The organism is Pseudoalteromonas sp. SG41-1, assembly GCF_014164575.1.
Lineage (GTDB): Bacteria > Pseudomonadota > Gammaproteobacteria > Enterobacterales > Alteromonadaceae > Pseudoalteromonas > Pseudoalteromonas rhizosphaerae.
This window is the reverse complement of record NZ_JACJFL010000029.1, coordinates 42,014-57,419: the sequence shown is the minus strand read 5'-3', so window position 1 is coordinate 57,419 and position 15,406 is coordinate 42,014. Positions and strand designations below refer to the sequence as shown.

At 38.4% G+C, this 15,406-nt stretch carries 13 protein-coding genes; 7 read left to right on the top strand and 6 right to left on the bottom strand.

All coding sequences use genetic code 11. The features are described 5' to 3' along the window. Window positions 1-695: TonB-dependent siderophore receptor (locus H5203_RS15145; protein ID WP_182734929.1), on the bottom strand; the 695-nt coding region annotated here is incomplete at its 3' end. A 279-nt stretch (window positions 696-974) separates the two neighbouring features. Then, on the bottom strand, window positions 975-3,365 hold the full coding sequence (locus tag H5203_RS15140) for a DNA polymerase II (RefSeq protein ID WP_182819932.1): 2,391 nt from the start codon (window positions 3,363-3,365) through the stop codon (window positions 975-977). 60 nt (window positions 3,366-3,425) lie between these two features. Here H5203_RS15140 and dinG point away from each other — a divergent pair, with 60 nt between their 5' ends. Genes dinG through H5203_RS15110 form a run of 6 tightly spaced genes read left to right on the top strand, consistent with a single transcriptional unit; the run spans window position 3,426 to window position 8,275 of the window. Next, complete coding sequence (dinG, locus tag H5203_RS15135) at window positions 3,426-5,501, top strand: ATP-dependent DNA helicase DinG (protein ID WP_145240959.1); 2,076 nt, start codon at window positions 3,426-3,428, stop codon at window positions 5,499-5,501. Next, on the top strand, window positions 5,501-6,277 hold the full coding sequence (locus H5203_RS15130; RefSeq protein WP_145240961.1) for a TSUP family transporter: 777 nt from the start codon (window positions 5,501-5,503) through the stop codon (window positions 6,275-6,277). Before dinG ends, H5203_RS15130 begins: the two co-directional genes overlap by 1 nt. 1 nt (window position 6,278) lies before the next feature. Further along, window positions 6,279-6,899, top strand: a complete 621-nt coding sequence (locus H5203_RS15125) for a primosomal replication protein (protein WP_182819931.1) — start codon at window positions 6,279-6,281, stop codon at window positions 6,897-6,899. Between the two features lie 2 nt (window positions 6,900-6,901). Next, window positions 6,902-7,804 carry a histone deacetylase gene (locus tag H5203_RS15120; RefSeq protein ID WP_182819930.1) on the top strand — a complete coding sequence of 301 codons (903 nt, stop codon included), beginning with the start codon at window positions 6,902-6,904 and terminating at the stop codon, window positions 7,802-7,804. A gap of 38 nt (window positions 7,805-7,842) precedes the next feature. Further along, complete coding sequence (locus H5203_RS15115) at window positions 7,843-8,115, top strand: late competence development ComFB family protein (protein ID WP_145240967.1); 273 nt, start codon at window positions 7,843-7,845, stop codon at window positions 8,113-8,115. Next, window positions 8,108-8,275: a DUF2496 domain-containing protein gene (locus H5203_RS15110; RefSeq protein WP_145240969.1), complete on the top strand. Its 168-nt coding sequence runs from the start codon at window positions 8,108-8,110 to the stop codon at window positions 8,273-8,275. The genes H5203_RS15115 and H5203_RS15110 overlap by 8 nt, the downstream gene beginning before the upstream one ends. Window positions 8,276-8,307: 32 nt before the next feature. Here the strand turns inward: H5203_RS15110 and H5203_RS15105 are convergent, their stop codons facing one another. The 3 genes from H5203_RS15105 to H5203_RS15095 form a co-directional block, all read right to left on the bottom strand. Continuing rightward, window positions 8,308-9,342, bottom strand: a complete 1,035-nt coding sequence (locus tag H5203_RS15105) for an isoaspartyl peptidase/L-asparaginase family protein (protein WP_145240971.1) — start codon at window positions 9,340-9,342, stop codon at window positions 8,308-8,310. Between the two features lie 123 nt (window positions 9,343-9,465). Beyond that, the gene (locus H5203_RS15100) at window positions 9,466-10,170 is read right to left on the bottom strand and encodes a SapC family protein (protein ID WP_145240973.1); all 705 of its coding nucleotides are present in this window, start codon (window positions 10,168-10,170) and stop codon (window positions 9,466-9,468) included. A 348-nt stretch (window positions 10,171-10,518) separates the two neighbouring features. Then, the gene (locus tag H5203_RS15095; protein ID WP_145240975.1) at window positions 10,519-11,217 is read right to left on the bottom strand and encodes a SapC family protein; all 699 of its coding nucleotides are present in this window, start codon (window positions 11,215-11,217) and stop codon (window positions 10,519-10,521) included. Between the two features lie 63 nt (window positions 11,218-11,280). Here H5203_RS15095 and H5203_RS15090 point away from each other — a divergent pair, with 63 nt between their 5' ends. After that, window positions 11,281-12,282, top strand: a complete 1,002-nt coding sequence (locus H5203_RS15090) for a cupin-like domain-containing protein (protein WP_182819929.1) — start codon at window positions 11,281-11,283, stop codon at window positions 12,280-12,282. Window positions 12,283-12,332: 50 nt separating this feature from the next. On the opposite strand, the gene H5203_RS15085 is transcribed toward H5203_RS15090, so the two are convergent. After that, complete coding sequence (locus tag H5203_RS15085) at window positions 12,333-14,984, bottom strand: TonB-dependent receptor (RefSeq protein WP_182819928.1); 2,652 nt, start codon at window positions 14,982-14,984, stop codon at window positions 12,333-12,335. Window positions 14,985-15,406 lie beyond the last annotated feature (422 nt).

The window sequence follows — 15,406 nt, the reverse complement described above, 5'->3', positions numbered from 1 at the left end:
TTACCCATTGATGAGATATCACGATCACCAGCCCAAATTTCAGCTTGAGTAACGTGGCTAAGGTTCATCATTAAGCCACCTTTATCAGAGGTGGTACCAATTGTTAAATCAGCTGAATATTGACGGCCATCATTATATTTTAAGTTTTCACCACCATAAACTGAAAGCTCTGCACCTTCAAAATCTTTACGTGTGATGATGTTCACAACACCGGCTATCGCATCTGAACCGTAAATTGCTGATGCGCCATCTTTAACAACTTCAACACGTTCAATTGATGCTGCTGGAATGGTATTTAAATCAACTGTTGAACCTAAAGATGATATCCAACGTTTGCCATTCACTAAAACCAATAGACGCTGTGCACCTAGGTTACGCAAATCCATGTTAGTGGCACCGTTACCGCCATTATTAAATGCAGTATTCAACGCAGCACCTGCGGCAGGGATTTGCTGTAAGATATTACCGATACTGATCTGGCCACTTGCAGCAATATCTGAACGGTCTAGTACAAGTACAGGACTAGCACTTTCTAAATCGGTTCGTTTAATACGAGAACCAGTAACTTGGATACGTTCTACTTTATCAACACCTTCTTCTTCTGCTGCGAATGAAGTTGCTGAAAATGCAGCTGTTGATGCTGCACCAAAAGCGATCGCTAAGCGAACTGCCTTTGAAACTTTATTATTTAACATTTGATTCTCCCTGGACCACTATATTGTGGGTTATTTTTATTTAGTTTTTGTAAACTATCGCAACACTTAATGTTGCAACTGCACAATGATAGTAAACAAAAAAAACCAAGATGCCAACATTTGTTCACATTAATTTAATTTAAATGTGGGGTAAAATCGATAACATACTGAAAAAAGGTACTAAAACGACTAAAATAGCAACAGCGATATTTAAAACACTTTCCTATGTATACTTTTTAGCAACAAAAACAGCTCAATAATACCCATATTTGGAACTATCTAAAGGAGTTGTAATTGTATTTTATTAGACGAGTTAAAATCTTTATTCAAGGGAAGCAGGATCATTTGTGCGATTGGTTTGAGTTGTTTTTCTACATAAATTGCATAGTCATATTTTTGACTTGTCTGGGTTTGCTGCATGTTTGCATAGAGCTCTGCACCAATATGGGTGTACACATATTCAACAATTTGGCCTTTATTAATGACAAACTCAGGGTGAGTTGCTTGGTATTTTTTGACAGCCTGGACTTGAGGAGGGATGTTTTTTTGATAATCAGCCAAGTGTTGGCCGAGTTTTTTTCTGTATACGAGTTTGTCGTCAAATTCCCCAGCATACAAACGGGTAATGTAACTTTCAATAATAGGGGTTAACATTTCAACAGTAAAACTGTCGCTGAATAAAGTTTCAAATAGTTCGGTTTGAAATTCATGCGCTAATTCTGTCCAGTCACTTCGCACGGTTTCCATACCTTTAAAAATTAATTCTTTTTTATCATCTCCTTGTACCTGGCCAACATAACGTTTTTTTGAACCGGTGGTTTTGCCACGGATAGTCGGCATAAAGAATGGGCTATAAAGTGTTTCGAATTCTATTTCTAAATAACTTTGTGTCGCAAAGCGCTGTTTTATTGTTTGCTGCCATTTTTCATTAATAGTATTAGCTAATTGCTTGCCAATTTCTTTGCAGTTATCTGAATCAAGTTGATCTGGTAGGCTCACAAATGTTGAATCGGTGTCACCATAAATAACAGTATAACCAAGCTCTTCGATCCACAATCTGCTGGTTTGCATTATTTCATGACCACGCAAAGTAATAGAGCTTGATAAGCGTGGATCGTAAAAACGACACCCCTTTGAGCCTAACACGCCGTATAAACTGTTCATGATGATTTTTATAGCTTGCGACAGCATGGGCTGAGCAGTATTTTTTGCGTGTTGCCTTGATGAGGCTAACTTTTTTATTAAATTAGGAAGGTGATGCTCAGTGCGAGAAAAAAAAGCGTCTTTAAAACCTGCAATCGCGTTATCAGGCTCCTCTAAGCCGCGAATTAACCCAAGCGGATCAATACAAAACGTTTGCATAATCGATGGATACAAGCTTTTAAAATCCAACACGATAACATTTTTATAAAGCCCAGGAATTGACTCCATCACAAAACCGCCTGGGCTTTCAAATGATAAGCCATGATCGCCTAGATTCGGTGCAACATAACCGCTTCGATGCAATAACGGTAAATATAAGTTAGTAAAAGCAGCCACTGAGCCACCCATTCGTTCTAACTCTAATCCTGTTAACTGCGTGCGAACAATAGCAAATTCAATGAGTTTTAACTTTGCAAAGATACGATTAACTAACACACAATCTTGACGATTATACGCCGCTAGCGAGAGCTTATCTTCATTATATTGACGAATAATTTCACTCAAGCGGTTATCGCTTTGGATTAACTTTTTCTCGCCTAGTATTTTATGGCTCACATTAGCCAGTGAGAAACTATCAAAATGATAAGTAGCATTTTTTAGCGTATCTATGCCATCGATAACACAGCGCCCAGGCAGAGTTAAACGGGTAAAGTGTCCTTCTCTGATCTGTAATTGACCATTACCTCGACCCAATAATAATTTAACGCCAAGGGCATCCGCGCGTCGATTAAGTACATTAAAATCAAATTCAATGACGTTCCAACCAATAATAATGTCAGGATCTGCTTGTTGTACCAGCTGCTGTAATTGAGTCAGCAAATCAATTTCATCATGGCACCAATGAATAGTCTGTTCACTCTGTTGTGGCTCGCCAACCATAATAACGCAATCAATGCCCTCTCCTACTAAACCAACTGAAAACAACACGCCTTCACCACTGCACTCAATATCCATTGACAGCGTTTTAAAACGTGGTTTATACGAATCAGCTGCTTTTAGCTGAGCATTGTCGATTTGGATAAAGCCAGCTTGTTGAGTAACGTCGCCTGTCACCCACACCCCACCTCGAATAAAACGCTCCATTAAAAAGCGATCGCTGTGGCGTACATCACCTTCATATACTGTGATCTGGTTTTCTAGGGGTTGGTTTTCTAAAAGCTGCCTTGCTTGATATAACGCTTGTGAGCTTGAAAAATAGCAAGCGATGCATTGTTCGCCACTAAAGTGTTTAATCGCAACGTCTTTAAATTCGACATTGATATTGTGCTTTGATAACAACTGAGCAGCTAAAGCACGTTGTTTTATTAAAATAAAAAATACCGCTTGTTGATTTGGCACTAACACTTTTATCGGACCATGATCAGAGCTTAGCCAATAGCACAGTGTGATCCCACTATGGCGGCTATACTTATCAGCAGAATATTGTTGCCTAGAAAGTATAAAGCCTTGATAGATTGCTTGTGTCAATGTTCGATCCCAATTAATATACAGCACTGTAATTATATACATACTTTAGGTTATTGACCCATGCTTTCTGATGCATTAAAAACGACGATAAGAAAAATTCACAAGCATGTGGCCGATAACCTCAGTGATTATCGCCCTCGCAGTAGCCAAAATTACTTAGTAGCCGAAATTGCAAAAACACTGGCGGGCGAGTACCACAAAAAACAGCGGATCTGCGTTATTGAAGCTGGTACTGGTACGGGTAAATCGCTGGCTTATTGTTTAGGCGCATTACCGCTGGCGCTTGCACAAAAAAAGAAGTTAATTATTTCTACTGCAACGGTAGCCCTTCAAGAGCAATTAATAAGTAAAGAACTCCCCTTTTTTAAAAAATATTCAGGCCTTGATTTCAAGTTTGATTTAGTCAAAGGCCGCCAGCGCTACCTATGTGCTCACAAACTACATAACGCGGTCAACGGTGATAATCAAACGCAAATGGACTTTATGCCCACCCTTACTTCGCCACTGAGTGCGATGGAAACTAAATGTTTGCAGCAACTCTATGATGCTTACACCAATAAAAAGTGGCAAGGCGATCGAGACAGCTGGGCAGATACTATCCCTGTTCGCGTTTGGGGATTAATTGCTTGCGATAAACATGCTTGTCAAAGACAAATGAAAGCACATCAAACCTGCCCTTTTCAACTTGCTCGTCAACGCTTGATGCAAATGGATGTATTAGTGATTAACCATTCATTATTATTAGCTGATCTTGATTTAGGTGGCGGGAAAATTCTGCCCGAGCCAGATAATAGTATTTACGTTATTGATGAAGCTCATCATCTTGCGCATATTACGCGTGACTTTTCATCTGCCGCAGCGACGATTAAAGGCACCATTGATTGGCTTGATAAACTCACTAAATTTAGTGGCAAAATGGCCAAAGTATTAGTAGGTCAAAAAGCCATTGGGCAAAATTTTAAGCTCTGTGACAGTATTAATGATGCCAATAAAGACTTAAAAGTTGTTCGCGATATTTTGGATAATGCCAATTTTAACTATTCAAAAGACGATACATACCGATTTGAACATGGTGAAATACCTGAATCGTTACACGCTAAAGCCAAAGATATCAGCGAGGCGACCCTCGATGCTCTGCGCTGCTTAAATAAAATGCACGATACCTTAGTACAAGATGTCAGTGATGGTGATATCAAACCCTATGTTGCCGATCCTATTTTAGGCGAAAGCGGTCATTACATTAATCGTTTAGAGCAACTAAACAAACTTTGGTATAGCTACGCCACCAAGGGTGAAGGCACACCACATGCACGTTGGATAAAGCGTTTAGAATACAAAAACCATCACGACCATCTACTCAGCGATTGCCCTATTGAAGTTGGCTACTATTTAAAAGATAAACTGTGGCGACAATGTGCCGGTGCGGTTTTATGCTCAGCGACCCTGACTGCACTTGGTTCATTCGATCATTTTGCTTACGAAAGCGGTCTTACTAAAGAAGAAGGTGTAAAATACTTAAAAGTACCTTCTCCGTTTGATTATCCTAATCAAGCTACTTTGCACATACCAACATCACACATCGAGCCGACCGATAAAGAATTTAGTGATCATCTGGCCAAAGTATTGCCGGATCACTTAAATACGCAACATGCTAATTTAGTGTTGTTTGCGTCTTACTGGCAAATGGATCATGTAGTAAAAGCTTTGCGCGCTAAACACCTCGACATTTTAGTACAAGGTGAAATGTCGCGTGAAGCACTGTTAAAGCAACATACAAAGAATATAGATGCGGGTAAAGGCAGTATTTTATTTGGCACACAAAGCTTATCCGAAGGACTCGACTTACCGGGTAAATACCTTGAGAACTTGGTGATCACTAAAATTCCATTCGCGGTGCCCACCTCCCCTATTGAAGAGGCACAAGCAGAGTTTGTACAAAGCAAAGGCGGCAATCCATTTTTATCTATCACGGTGCCTGATGCGGCTAAGAAATTAGTGCAAAGCTGTGGTAGACTGCTGCGTAAAGAGAACGATCAAGGGCGGATCACCATCCTCGATCGCCGTTTAGTGACCAAGCGATATGGCAAAGCCATGCTTGACACATTACCACCCTTTAAAAGACAAATAGATTATTAATGTTTGAACTTGCACTAGACCCAACAACCTGGGCACTTCTTTGCGCAGTGGCACTTGCCGCAGGCTTTATAGACGCAATAGCCGGTGGTGGTGGCATGTTAACCGTGCCAGCACTTTTAACAGCAGGATTGCCGCCCCATTTAACACTTGGCACTAACAAATTAGCCGCTAGCTTTGGCTCACTCACAGCAAGTGTTACTTACTTCCGTAAGCAATTATTTAATCCTCGATTCTGGGCAGCGTCAATTATAGCAACCGCCATTGGCGCTTTACTTGGTACCCTTATTGTTGACTACCTGAGTATTGAATTTTTAAACAAACTACTGCCTATTGTTATCATTATGGTAGCCTGCTACAGCTTATTTGGCAGTTTAAGTACGGTAGAACATGATCAATTACCACCATTGAACAAAACAACTAAAATAAAACAATGGCTACAAGGCTTAAGCTTAGGCTTTTTTGATGGCTTGGCAGGCCCTGGGACCGGGACTTTTTGGACTGCATCAAATAGTTTACTCTACAAAATGAGTTTACTGCTAAACTGTGGTTTAGCCCGTTCAATGAATTTTGTGTCAAATTTTGTATCACTGATTACTTTTGTAGCGCTTGGTCATGTTAACTTTTTACTCGGCATCACAATGGGCTTCTTTTTGATGTTTGGAGCCTGGCTTGGAGCTCATTCAGCAATTCGGTTTGGCAGTAAGTTTATTCGTCCTGTTTTTAATACTGTGGTGATAATTTTAGCGTTAAAACTAATTTACGAGGCTTATTTATAAAATGCGAACAGCTTCTTTTGATAAGCTTTGCCAACAAGTTGCAACCTTAAAGCAGCATGCTGAGCAATTTGATAAAGCCAAGTTATTTGCTAAAAACCGCTATATGCAGGCACAACCCAGTTTATTTGACCGAGGTGTGTTTACTACTAAAAGCATGAAATTAGTTGATTATGTGTTAGAAATTGAAGATGAAGTTAATAGCCTTCCACCACTGGAGCGTCGCCATGCTCATAATTATGCTTTAGAGCGTATCGGTAATCAGGTGCAAGCCGTATTTAACGTCATTAAATCAACCCCTATTTGGGAAAAAGAAAACAAAAGCACTTACAAACCCCGTAGTAAAACCAATAATAAAACGGCACCTTACCAACAAGCTGTAAAACAAATTATGCAACCCGCCCATGAGCTATATGACGAACTCAAACAAAATCATGAGTTCGAGCGTCGCTTAGTGCTAATGGTTGAAGAATGTAAGCTAAGAATGCAAAATGTGGGTCCTGTAAAAGCAAAAGCCATTAATTTAGAGATCCTTGCTCTTCATGGCCGCCTTGGTCGCTGCCGTAAGGCAATATCTGCCACCGAAGAAAAAATTCAAATAGTTGAAAAACAACAATTACGCTAGCTATGACTGTTTTTTATCATCCACTATACTCTGCGCTTGAACTGCCTTTACGACATCGTTTTCCAATCGCTAAATATAAATTGCTAAAACAAGAAATTGCAGAGCTTGGTTTTACTGACTTTATTAGCCCAAATAAAGCGACTAATGAACAGCTCCAGCTTTGCCACAGCCATGAGTATGTTGAACGCTTTATTAGCGGGCAGTTAACTGACAAAGAAATAAAGAAAATGGGTTTCCCATGGTCAAATCAACTGGTAGAGCGCACTTTATTTTCTGTTGGTGCAAGTATTCAAGCCTCTGAATACGCTTTAAAAACGCAGCTGGCGGTAAATCTCAGCGGCGGATATCATCATGCTTATAATGCTTACGGCAGTGGTTTTTGTATTTTCAACGACCTCGCGGTTGCCGCCGCTCATCTCATTAACACTGAGCAAGCATCAAAGGTGCTGATTTTTGATTGTGATGTACACCAAGGTGATGGCACAGCAGAAATTTGTGGCTCTCTTGATGGAGTGATTAGCTGTTCGATTCATTGTCAGCAAAACTTTCCACGTTTAAAGCAGCATTCTGATTATGATTTCTCACTCAACACTGGCTGCAGCGATAATGAATATTTAAAAACAGTCGCTAATGCCTTGGATTTTTGTATCCGTCTTCATCAGCCTGATATTATTTTATATAACGCCGGAGCTGATATTTGTAGCCAAGACGAATTAGGCTATTTTGATGTTAGTTTAGAGGGTGTATATCAACGCGATTCGCTGGTTTTAGCAACCTGCAAACAGCACTCAATTCCTTTAATGTGCGCGCTCGGTGGCGGTTATCAGCGAGATACACAAAAGTTAGTTGAGGTTCATAAGTTGCTTTTTCAAGCGATTGTCGATTTATACCCGCACTTGGTATAAACTAAAAACAGCTTAATACTACCAAGGTAGATAACACAGTGCGATTACATGACGACATACACAATTACTATGAAAAAATTATGATTGAAGAAATCATTAAACGACAACTTGAAAAGCACTATAATGAAGACGTAATGGCTGATTTTTGCTGTACTGTATTAAACCAACTACCTGCCCGATACATTCGTTATGATGTGGATATGGAATTTTACTTACCACAGGTCGAACGGATCCATATGGAGGAACGAGTAAATATTGCCATTGATGTAGCAATCAGCCAAATAGCGAAAAAAAAGGGCGGACATGAGTAAAGAGTTAACCCAAGCACCTACACACGTAAAATTAGCCGTAGACTTAATAATGCTGCTTGAACAACATGAAGTTGCCGCTGATGATGTGCTCAAAGCACTTGAAATAATCAAAAGCGATTATGAAAAAAAGCGCCTCAATACTAACATACAGCCAGCATAATTTTCTGGCTGTAGTACATTTGCATAATCGTATTATTCGTCTTTAAAAATTGCCACGTAGGTCGCTTGCGTATTCGATTTACTGGCCCGATACATACCACTAGTATTAAACGGTAAACTGATATTACCTTTACCATCAACGATGATCACTCCTCCAGTACCACCAATGGGCTTTAGCACACTATTAATCACTTCATCACCCGCTTGTGTAATAGTCTTACTTTGATATTTAACTCGTGCGCAAATATCAGCCGCGACGTTATAACGAATGAAATACTCGCCGTGGCCAGTGGCAGATACCGCACATGACGCATTTTCAGCAAATGTACCTGCACCAATTACAGGGGCATCACCAATGCGACCAAAACGCTTTGCAGTCATCCCACCCGTTGAAGTACCTGCCGCCAAGTTACCATTTTTATCAAGTGCAACAGCACCCACAGTGCCCATTTTATAATTGACGGGTAACGCCTGATGCGCAGCTTGATAATCTTTACTGGTAGCTTTGGCTTTATCTAGTTTTTCTTTTGCTTTTAATAACGCTTTATAACGGTTATCCGTATCAAATAAGTTATTTTCGACCAATGGAACGCCCTGCTCTTTGGCAAACTCTTCAGCACCTTGACCACTGAGCATCACATGAACCGATTCTTCCATCACCAAGCGCGCTAAATTAATCGGGTTTTCAATATGTTTAACACCCGCAACAGCGCCCGCTTGACGATCACGACCATCCATAATTGACGCATCTAATTCATGACCGCCGTCATAGGTATATACCGCACCTCGACCGGCATTAAAGTATGGCGAGTTTTCTAATACATTGATTGCAGCGGTTACTGCATCTAGGCTTTCGCCACCTTGCTCAAGTACTTTATAGCCAGTTTCTACCGCCTCTTTGAGTTTAGAGCGATAAGCTTTTTCTTGCTCTGGAGTAAAACGGCTTTTTTCAATCGTGCCCGCCCCACCGTGAATAGCTATAGCCAAAGGTGTACTAGCGCTTATGGCTAATGGGCTAAACGTTATACAGCACGCACTAACTAAAGCGCTAAAAAGTGACTTGTTCATACAGGTAGCTTGTGTTGGAAATAAGTATAACCAATGTGAATAAATTGGCGCTAAATTACAACCCTAACCAGATAAAAGACATAAAAAAAGCGCCCAAAGGCGCTTTTTAATATTTCGTTTAAATTACGCTTGTTGCGCTTTCAAACGAGCTAAACGTGCTACTTGATGCGTAGACGTTAAGAAAGAGAAAATAGGCGCTAAATAACCACGCTTACGAAGCTCTAAAAAGTCTTCGTCGCTTAACTCGTTAAGCTTTTTCTCATCAATAAGGTAAATACCATTGATGTCTTTTTTCTCGCCTTTAATATCAACTGTTAGTGTTTGCGCTACTAAAAGCTCTTTATCAGCAAGATATTTTGTGAATGCTTCAGTTACATGAGAAAACTCAATAAATGATACAAGTGCTTCTTTACGACGTTTTAAGTAATCTGTCTCTTCACCGTTTTCAAATAATGCATTTCCTTCAGTTTCACCCACTAATGGGCTTGCTTCGTCAATCACAATACCGTATTGATCTTCTTGTGGGTGTTTAACTAGACCCAGTGGGTAGCGTGTTGTTGCCATAGGAGCAAACGCTGCAGTCCACTTACCGTCTTTTACAAAAAGGTTTTCGCCAGGCTCTAAACCAAACATAGCTACAGCTTGAAATTGACCAGTCTCGTTATTTTTTACGAAAGACATTGGAAACTCATTTGCTACACGCGCGAACTCATGTGCAACGACAGGCACTAAGTGTTGAGTTTTTAAAAATTCTACATTGATGCCGTTTTGAATTTTAGTGTTGGCATGCTTTTCATTGTGTAAAGGCTGTACTTGTTGCTCCGCCATGTTACTGCTCCGTTATTAATAAGTTTATATTTTTGCTGTTAGTACCCTAAGGCTAAAGGTTTTGCCACAAAAATGGAAGTGAAAATTTTGTGTCAATTTGCATGTTACCAAGTAAAATAAGCCTCTCAAACAGTTGCATACAGATAAAAAGTTTATCGTTGTTTTATAGCTTCCTAAAAAGTATATGGCTGATAATAACCATTTTTAAAAAAGCTATGAATTAATTAGTTGACGTTGAGTACTATTAGCTAAATTCCTTAATACTGCTCTCTGTATAGCTTTTTCTTAAATCTATTATATTTTATTCATAAAAAATAAAATTACTGTTAATTTTAATTTTTCGTTATATTAAGTATTTGCAGATAAATCTATAACACGTTGAAATTGACCAAGTGAAACAAGGTGTGAATATATCGCCTCTAGCATCCCTTGTTTTTGCAAAGATAATAAAGACTCATCATCTAGAGATTTTAATAAATCCCTATCAACAGAATAAAGGCCTGAAATTTGCTTTTTTTGACCATCACCTAAATCAAATTTAAAAGAACATTCAGTGAGTAGCCCAAGTTCTACCAGTCGACTAGTGAACTGTGTTGATAACTCCTCTTGTCGAGCAAGTTCTTTTAGTTCAACTTGCTTATAAATCAAATAGTCAGAAGGTTCTCCTACATTGTCAAATAGTGCTTCACCATTTTTTTCTGTATTTAATGCAGCGGTTTCAACAGCAAGAAAAACTTGACCTTCTGGGGTTTTAGCTAGCGTGAATGGGTGTTTTTTAACATGTTGAGGCACGTACATTGCTTTGAAATGACCATCGTTGTAAAAAACATTTCGACCCGATTCAAGCCCTAAAATAGCAACCATTTTAAATGGGTTCTCATCGCTTGATTTCATAAAGCATACAGGAAAATTGAGTGCTACTTTTGCAATTTCAATAGGGGTGATAGGAACAACATGCTGATCCTTTATATGTGAAAAATTAGCATCAACTTTTACATACTGCCCTTTGTGTTTTTCCACGTTAAAAACTTCAAATTTATCTGACATTAAACACCTATTAATATATTATTATTTACTTAAAAATAGCACGTATAAGAGGTAATTTAAAGTATGCAAATAGATAGATTAAGTATTAGTAACATAAAAAATATACAAGAATTTTTGTGCAATTTAAATGAGCCAATTATAATAAAAGATTTATTTTCTAATTGGCCAAGTGTTACACTTGCAAAACAATCACCTTTAGCACTTCTTAGAAGCCTTGTTACTCAAGCATCTACTGAATTAGTGGATACTTTAATTATTGACAAGAAGTATAAAGGCCTAATTGGTTATACTGATAATAAATTTAAAAATTACACTTTCGAAAAACACAATGCACCACTTATTTCTGTACTTAAAAAATTAATAATTAATTTTAATAATCAAGGTTCAGATACTATTGCAGTGCAAAGTGCACTAATAAATGAATGTTTACCTGATTTTTGTATTAAGAACTCTGCACCTAAATTTTTAGCTAACGTTCCTCCTCGTATCTGGCTAGGCAATGCTGCTACGGTTCCTGGACATTATGACACTGAACATAATATAGCCCTAAACCTCTGTGGTAAAAGAACTTTTTATTTGTTACCCGCAAATGAAATAAAAAATCTTTACGTAGCACCCATTGATAGAACTGTGGCTGGCCCTGCAATCAGCTTAGTGGATTTTGAAAACCCTGATTTTGAAAAGTATCCAAAGTTTAAAGCCACAAAGGAGAAAGTGTTAACTGCAAGTTTAGAGATCGGTGAAGCTCTCTATATACCTCCACTTTGGTGGCATAATGTAAAAGCCATTGATCCTGTTAATATACTAGTAAATTATTGGTGGGATCCGACATCTACAAAATCGGATTTAGGATTAGAGGCAACAGATAGTTTATTACATAGTATATTAACACTTCGTAATTTGCCTGAATCACAGAGACTTGCTTGGCAAGCTATTTTTTCTCATTATGTATTTGAGAAAACAGATGAATTTAAAAATAAAAGTAATGAATATCACGGTATTCTTTCAAACTCTCATGAAAGTCTAAAGTCAGTTGCAAGTGCATTAAAAGAAAGAATGAAATAGTAAAAATAAAAATGCCGCTATACAGCGGCATTTTTTTACACTCTGTTCAATTAGAATCGGAAGTTTGCACCTAGTACGAATCTACGACCATTTTGGTAGATAGATAGTACACGATCTTCACTAGTGTTGAACTCAACAACTTTTTCATCAGTTAAGTTTATAGCTTCTAATACAACCGAAATATTTTCAGTTACATTATAAGTAGTACTAAAATCTAACTGACCGTAGTCATCATTCCACAATTCTGTACCTGATGAATGAAGTCCTTTGTACCATTTAGTACGATAGTTATACATTGCACGAACAGAAAACATATCATTTTCATAAAATGCAGAAGCGTTTAACATATTTTCTGATGCGCCCATAACTAAACCTGAACCAGGATTTGCTACATCACGTTCGCCATCATTATTTGCATCTGTGTATGTATAGTTAGCAGACACACCAAAACCATTACCTAAATCATACTGAAGTGATGCTTCTAAACCTGTTGTAGTACCACCTTCACCATTTGCAGGACGAGAAACTGTTGCTGTAACCCAGCTAGAAGTTTGCTGATCATAAAAATCTTGTGAAGATGTAGCTGTAGTATGATAACTTTCAATATCTTTATAGAATAACGTTACAGCGAATAATGACGCATCATCAAAATAGAACTCCCAAGCGGCATCAAACTGATTTGCTATTTGTGGAGCTAGATTAGGATTACCGGCTTGTGCTGTAGGGTTGGTTTCACCTAAATCACCAGGCGCTGTAATTGGTGATATATCAAAGAAGTTAGGACGAGCCATTGTTCTAGCAGCAGAAAGGCGGACAATTTGGTCTTCGGCTAAGTCATATGACAAGTTAAAGTTAGGTAAAATCTCTGTATAGCTGCGAGATTCAGTAACCCATTCTAGTGTCGCAGGTGCTAAATCTGCATTTTCACCTGGATTTTTAACTGTTAATAGACTAAAAGAGTCTGAAGAGTATAAGTAACCTGAAGAGTCTTGATCTGTTCTCGCTACACGAATACCGATATTACCGCGGTAATCATCGCCAGAAAAATCACCTTGTACATAATAAGATGTTTTCTTTTCAACTACCTCAAAGATCTCGCCTAAATTTTTATGTACAGCATAAGATGCATTTGGACCTAAGCCAAGTTCTATCATTTGAGCGCTGTTATGGGTTAATTGTTGAGTGATATCACCGTTAACAACATCGGCACCAACGCTATCAGTACCTACCGCAAGATCACATTTAGCTAAGGTATCACATTGCGAAGACAAAATCTGGGCCATGTAATTAGGGCTTGTACCATCAGTTGCAACACCCCAATGCCAGCTATATGCATTTCTGTCTTGTGTACGTTTTTGATCGCGATATTTCACACCAAATTTAACAGCTGTGAATGCACCTAACTCTACAGGAACATCAAAGTCTACTTGTCCATATGACTCATCATCAGTTGTTGGTTTATTTCCACCCCAAATCCAACCACCATTAAATTTAGAAGGATCAGTACCATCAACCCCAGCATTTACTGTAGGTGTAGAGCCTGTTAGATCGAAGTTATAGTCACCTTGTCCACCATATTCCCATGATGTTTCATTCAGAGTACCACCTTCAGCTGCAGTAGTACCTAACTCAACATTCATAGAGAAAGAATCAGTTGCAAAGTCAACATCTAGGTGAATTGAGTTTGTATCTGTTTTTGAAATACGGTTGATGTGGTTCCAGCGAACATCGGTACCACCAGTGCCTTTTACTGCATTACTGCCTACGTATGTTAAGTCAGCCCCTGCGCCAGGATTCATAAGTAAGAAATTAGAGTTAGTGTTATTAACATCCATTTTCGAATCTAAGATGTTTAATGTTGCGCTAAAATCATCAGAAGGTGCAAACTGAATTGAACTGAAGAAAGTTGTTCTTTCACGATCTTGACGGAAAACAGGAACGCCCATAGTACGTGGAGTATAAGTACCGTCTGCTGAATTTGCATCCCAACCTAGTACTTCAAAACCTTCACGACGAACTGTACGGTCAGATTTTGAACCTGAGATCAAAATACCAAACTTTTCGTCTTCGTTTTTCCAAGAATAAAAGCCTTCAACTAATGGATCATGTTCTTCTGATGATTCTGAGTACTGGCTCTGTAACGTGATATGAGTAGTGCCAGAATCTAAATCGAGTGGTTTACGAGTTCTTAAAATAACAGTACCACCAATTGAACCTTCATCTAAGCGGGCTTCTGGTGATTTGTATACTTCAAGGCTACTTACAAGTGAAGAAGGTAGCATAGTGAAGTTGAAACTACGAGATGGGTTATCAAGTATAAACCAATCTGCTGTACCTACGTTTTGACCATTTAATAAAGTACGGTTTTTAGTCGGATCTGAACCACGAACAGTAATTTTTTCACCTTCACCAAACTCACGGCTAACACCAACACCTGTAATACGTGAAAGTGATTCAGCAACGTTTTTATCTGGGAATTTACCAATATCTTCTGCAGTAATGGAGTCGACAACAGCATTTGCAAAACGCTTATTGTTAATATCAGCTTTAGCTGAAGCGCGAATACCACGTACCTCAATGACTTCTACGTCTTCTTGAACTTTTACTTCATCAGCTGCGAATGCAGCACCAGTGAATCCGGCACTCATTACAAGACCGATATTTACTGCTAATAAGCTTTTTTTAAAATTTTTAGCTAACACAGGATTCCCCTTGAATCATTTTGTTGGTTTTATTTATCACTTCTGCCCAGTGATGATGACAGCGTTGTCATCTAGTAACAAACCATACACTCTAAATTACATTTGTGCTACATCTTTTTAGCCGTTTTGTGAAAAAAAATAGCTATAAAAATACTAACCAATTGAATATTAATAGATTAAAAAAATAGAGTTTATAAATTGTTACAGTTTTACGGCGGGAATATAGCATGGTTAAGTTCAAAAAGAGAAAACCAAATGCACTGTATTAGGTAATTTTATGATTTTAGATAAGTCTTAGTGTAAAAAAAACGTTCCACTTCAACTATACAGAAATGACATTTCGCTTATTTGCTGATAAAGATATAACTTTAGCTGGATGAACAAAAACACATCTTTTCACATTAATATTGCAGAAAAATTAG

Excerpts from the sequence above, each read along its gene's own strand:
- dinG (WP_145240959.1), top strand. The coding sequence starts at position 3,426 with ATGCTTTCTGATGCATTAAAAACGACGATAAGAAAAATTCACAAGCAT.
- H5203_RS15130 (WP_145240961.1), top strand. The coding sequence starts at position 5,501 with ATGTTTGAACTTGCACTAGACCCAACAACCTGGGCACTTCTTTGCGCA.
- H5203_RS15125 (WP_182819931.1), top strand. The coding sequence starts at position 6,279 with ATGCGAACAGCTTCTTTTGATAAGCTTTGCCAACAAGTTGCAACCTTA.
- H5203_RS15120 (WP_182819930.1), top strand. The coding sequence starts at position 6,902 with ATGACTGTTTTTTATCATCCACTATACTCTGCGCTTGAACTGCCTTTA.
- H5203_RS15110 (WP_145240969.1), top strand. The coding sequence starts at position 8,108 with ATGAGTAAAGAGTTAACCCAAGCACCTACACACGTAAAATTAGCCGTA.
- H5203_RS15105 (WP_145240971.1), bottom strand. The coding sequence starts at position 9,342 with ATGAACAAGTCACTTTTTAGCGCTTTAGTTAGTGCGTGCTGTATAACG.
- H5203_RS15100 (WP_145240973.1), bottom strand. The coding sequence starts at position 10,170 with ATGGCGGAGCAACAAGTACAGCCTTTACACAATGAAAAGCATGCCAAC.
- H5203_RS15095 (WP_145240975.1), bottom strand. The coding sequence starts at position 11,217 with ATGTCAGATAAATTTGAAGTTTTTAACGTGGAAAAACACAAAGGGCAG.
- H5203_RS15090 (WP_182819929.1), top strand. The coding sequence starts at position 11,281 with ATGCAAATAGATAGATTAAGTATTAGTAACATAAAAAATATACAAGAA.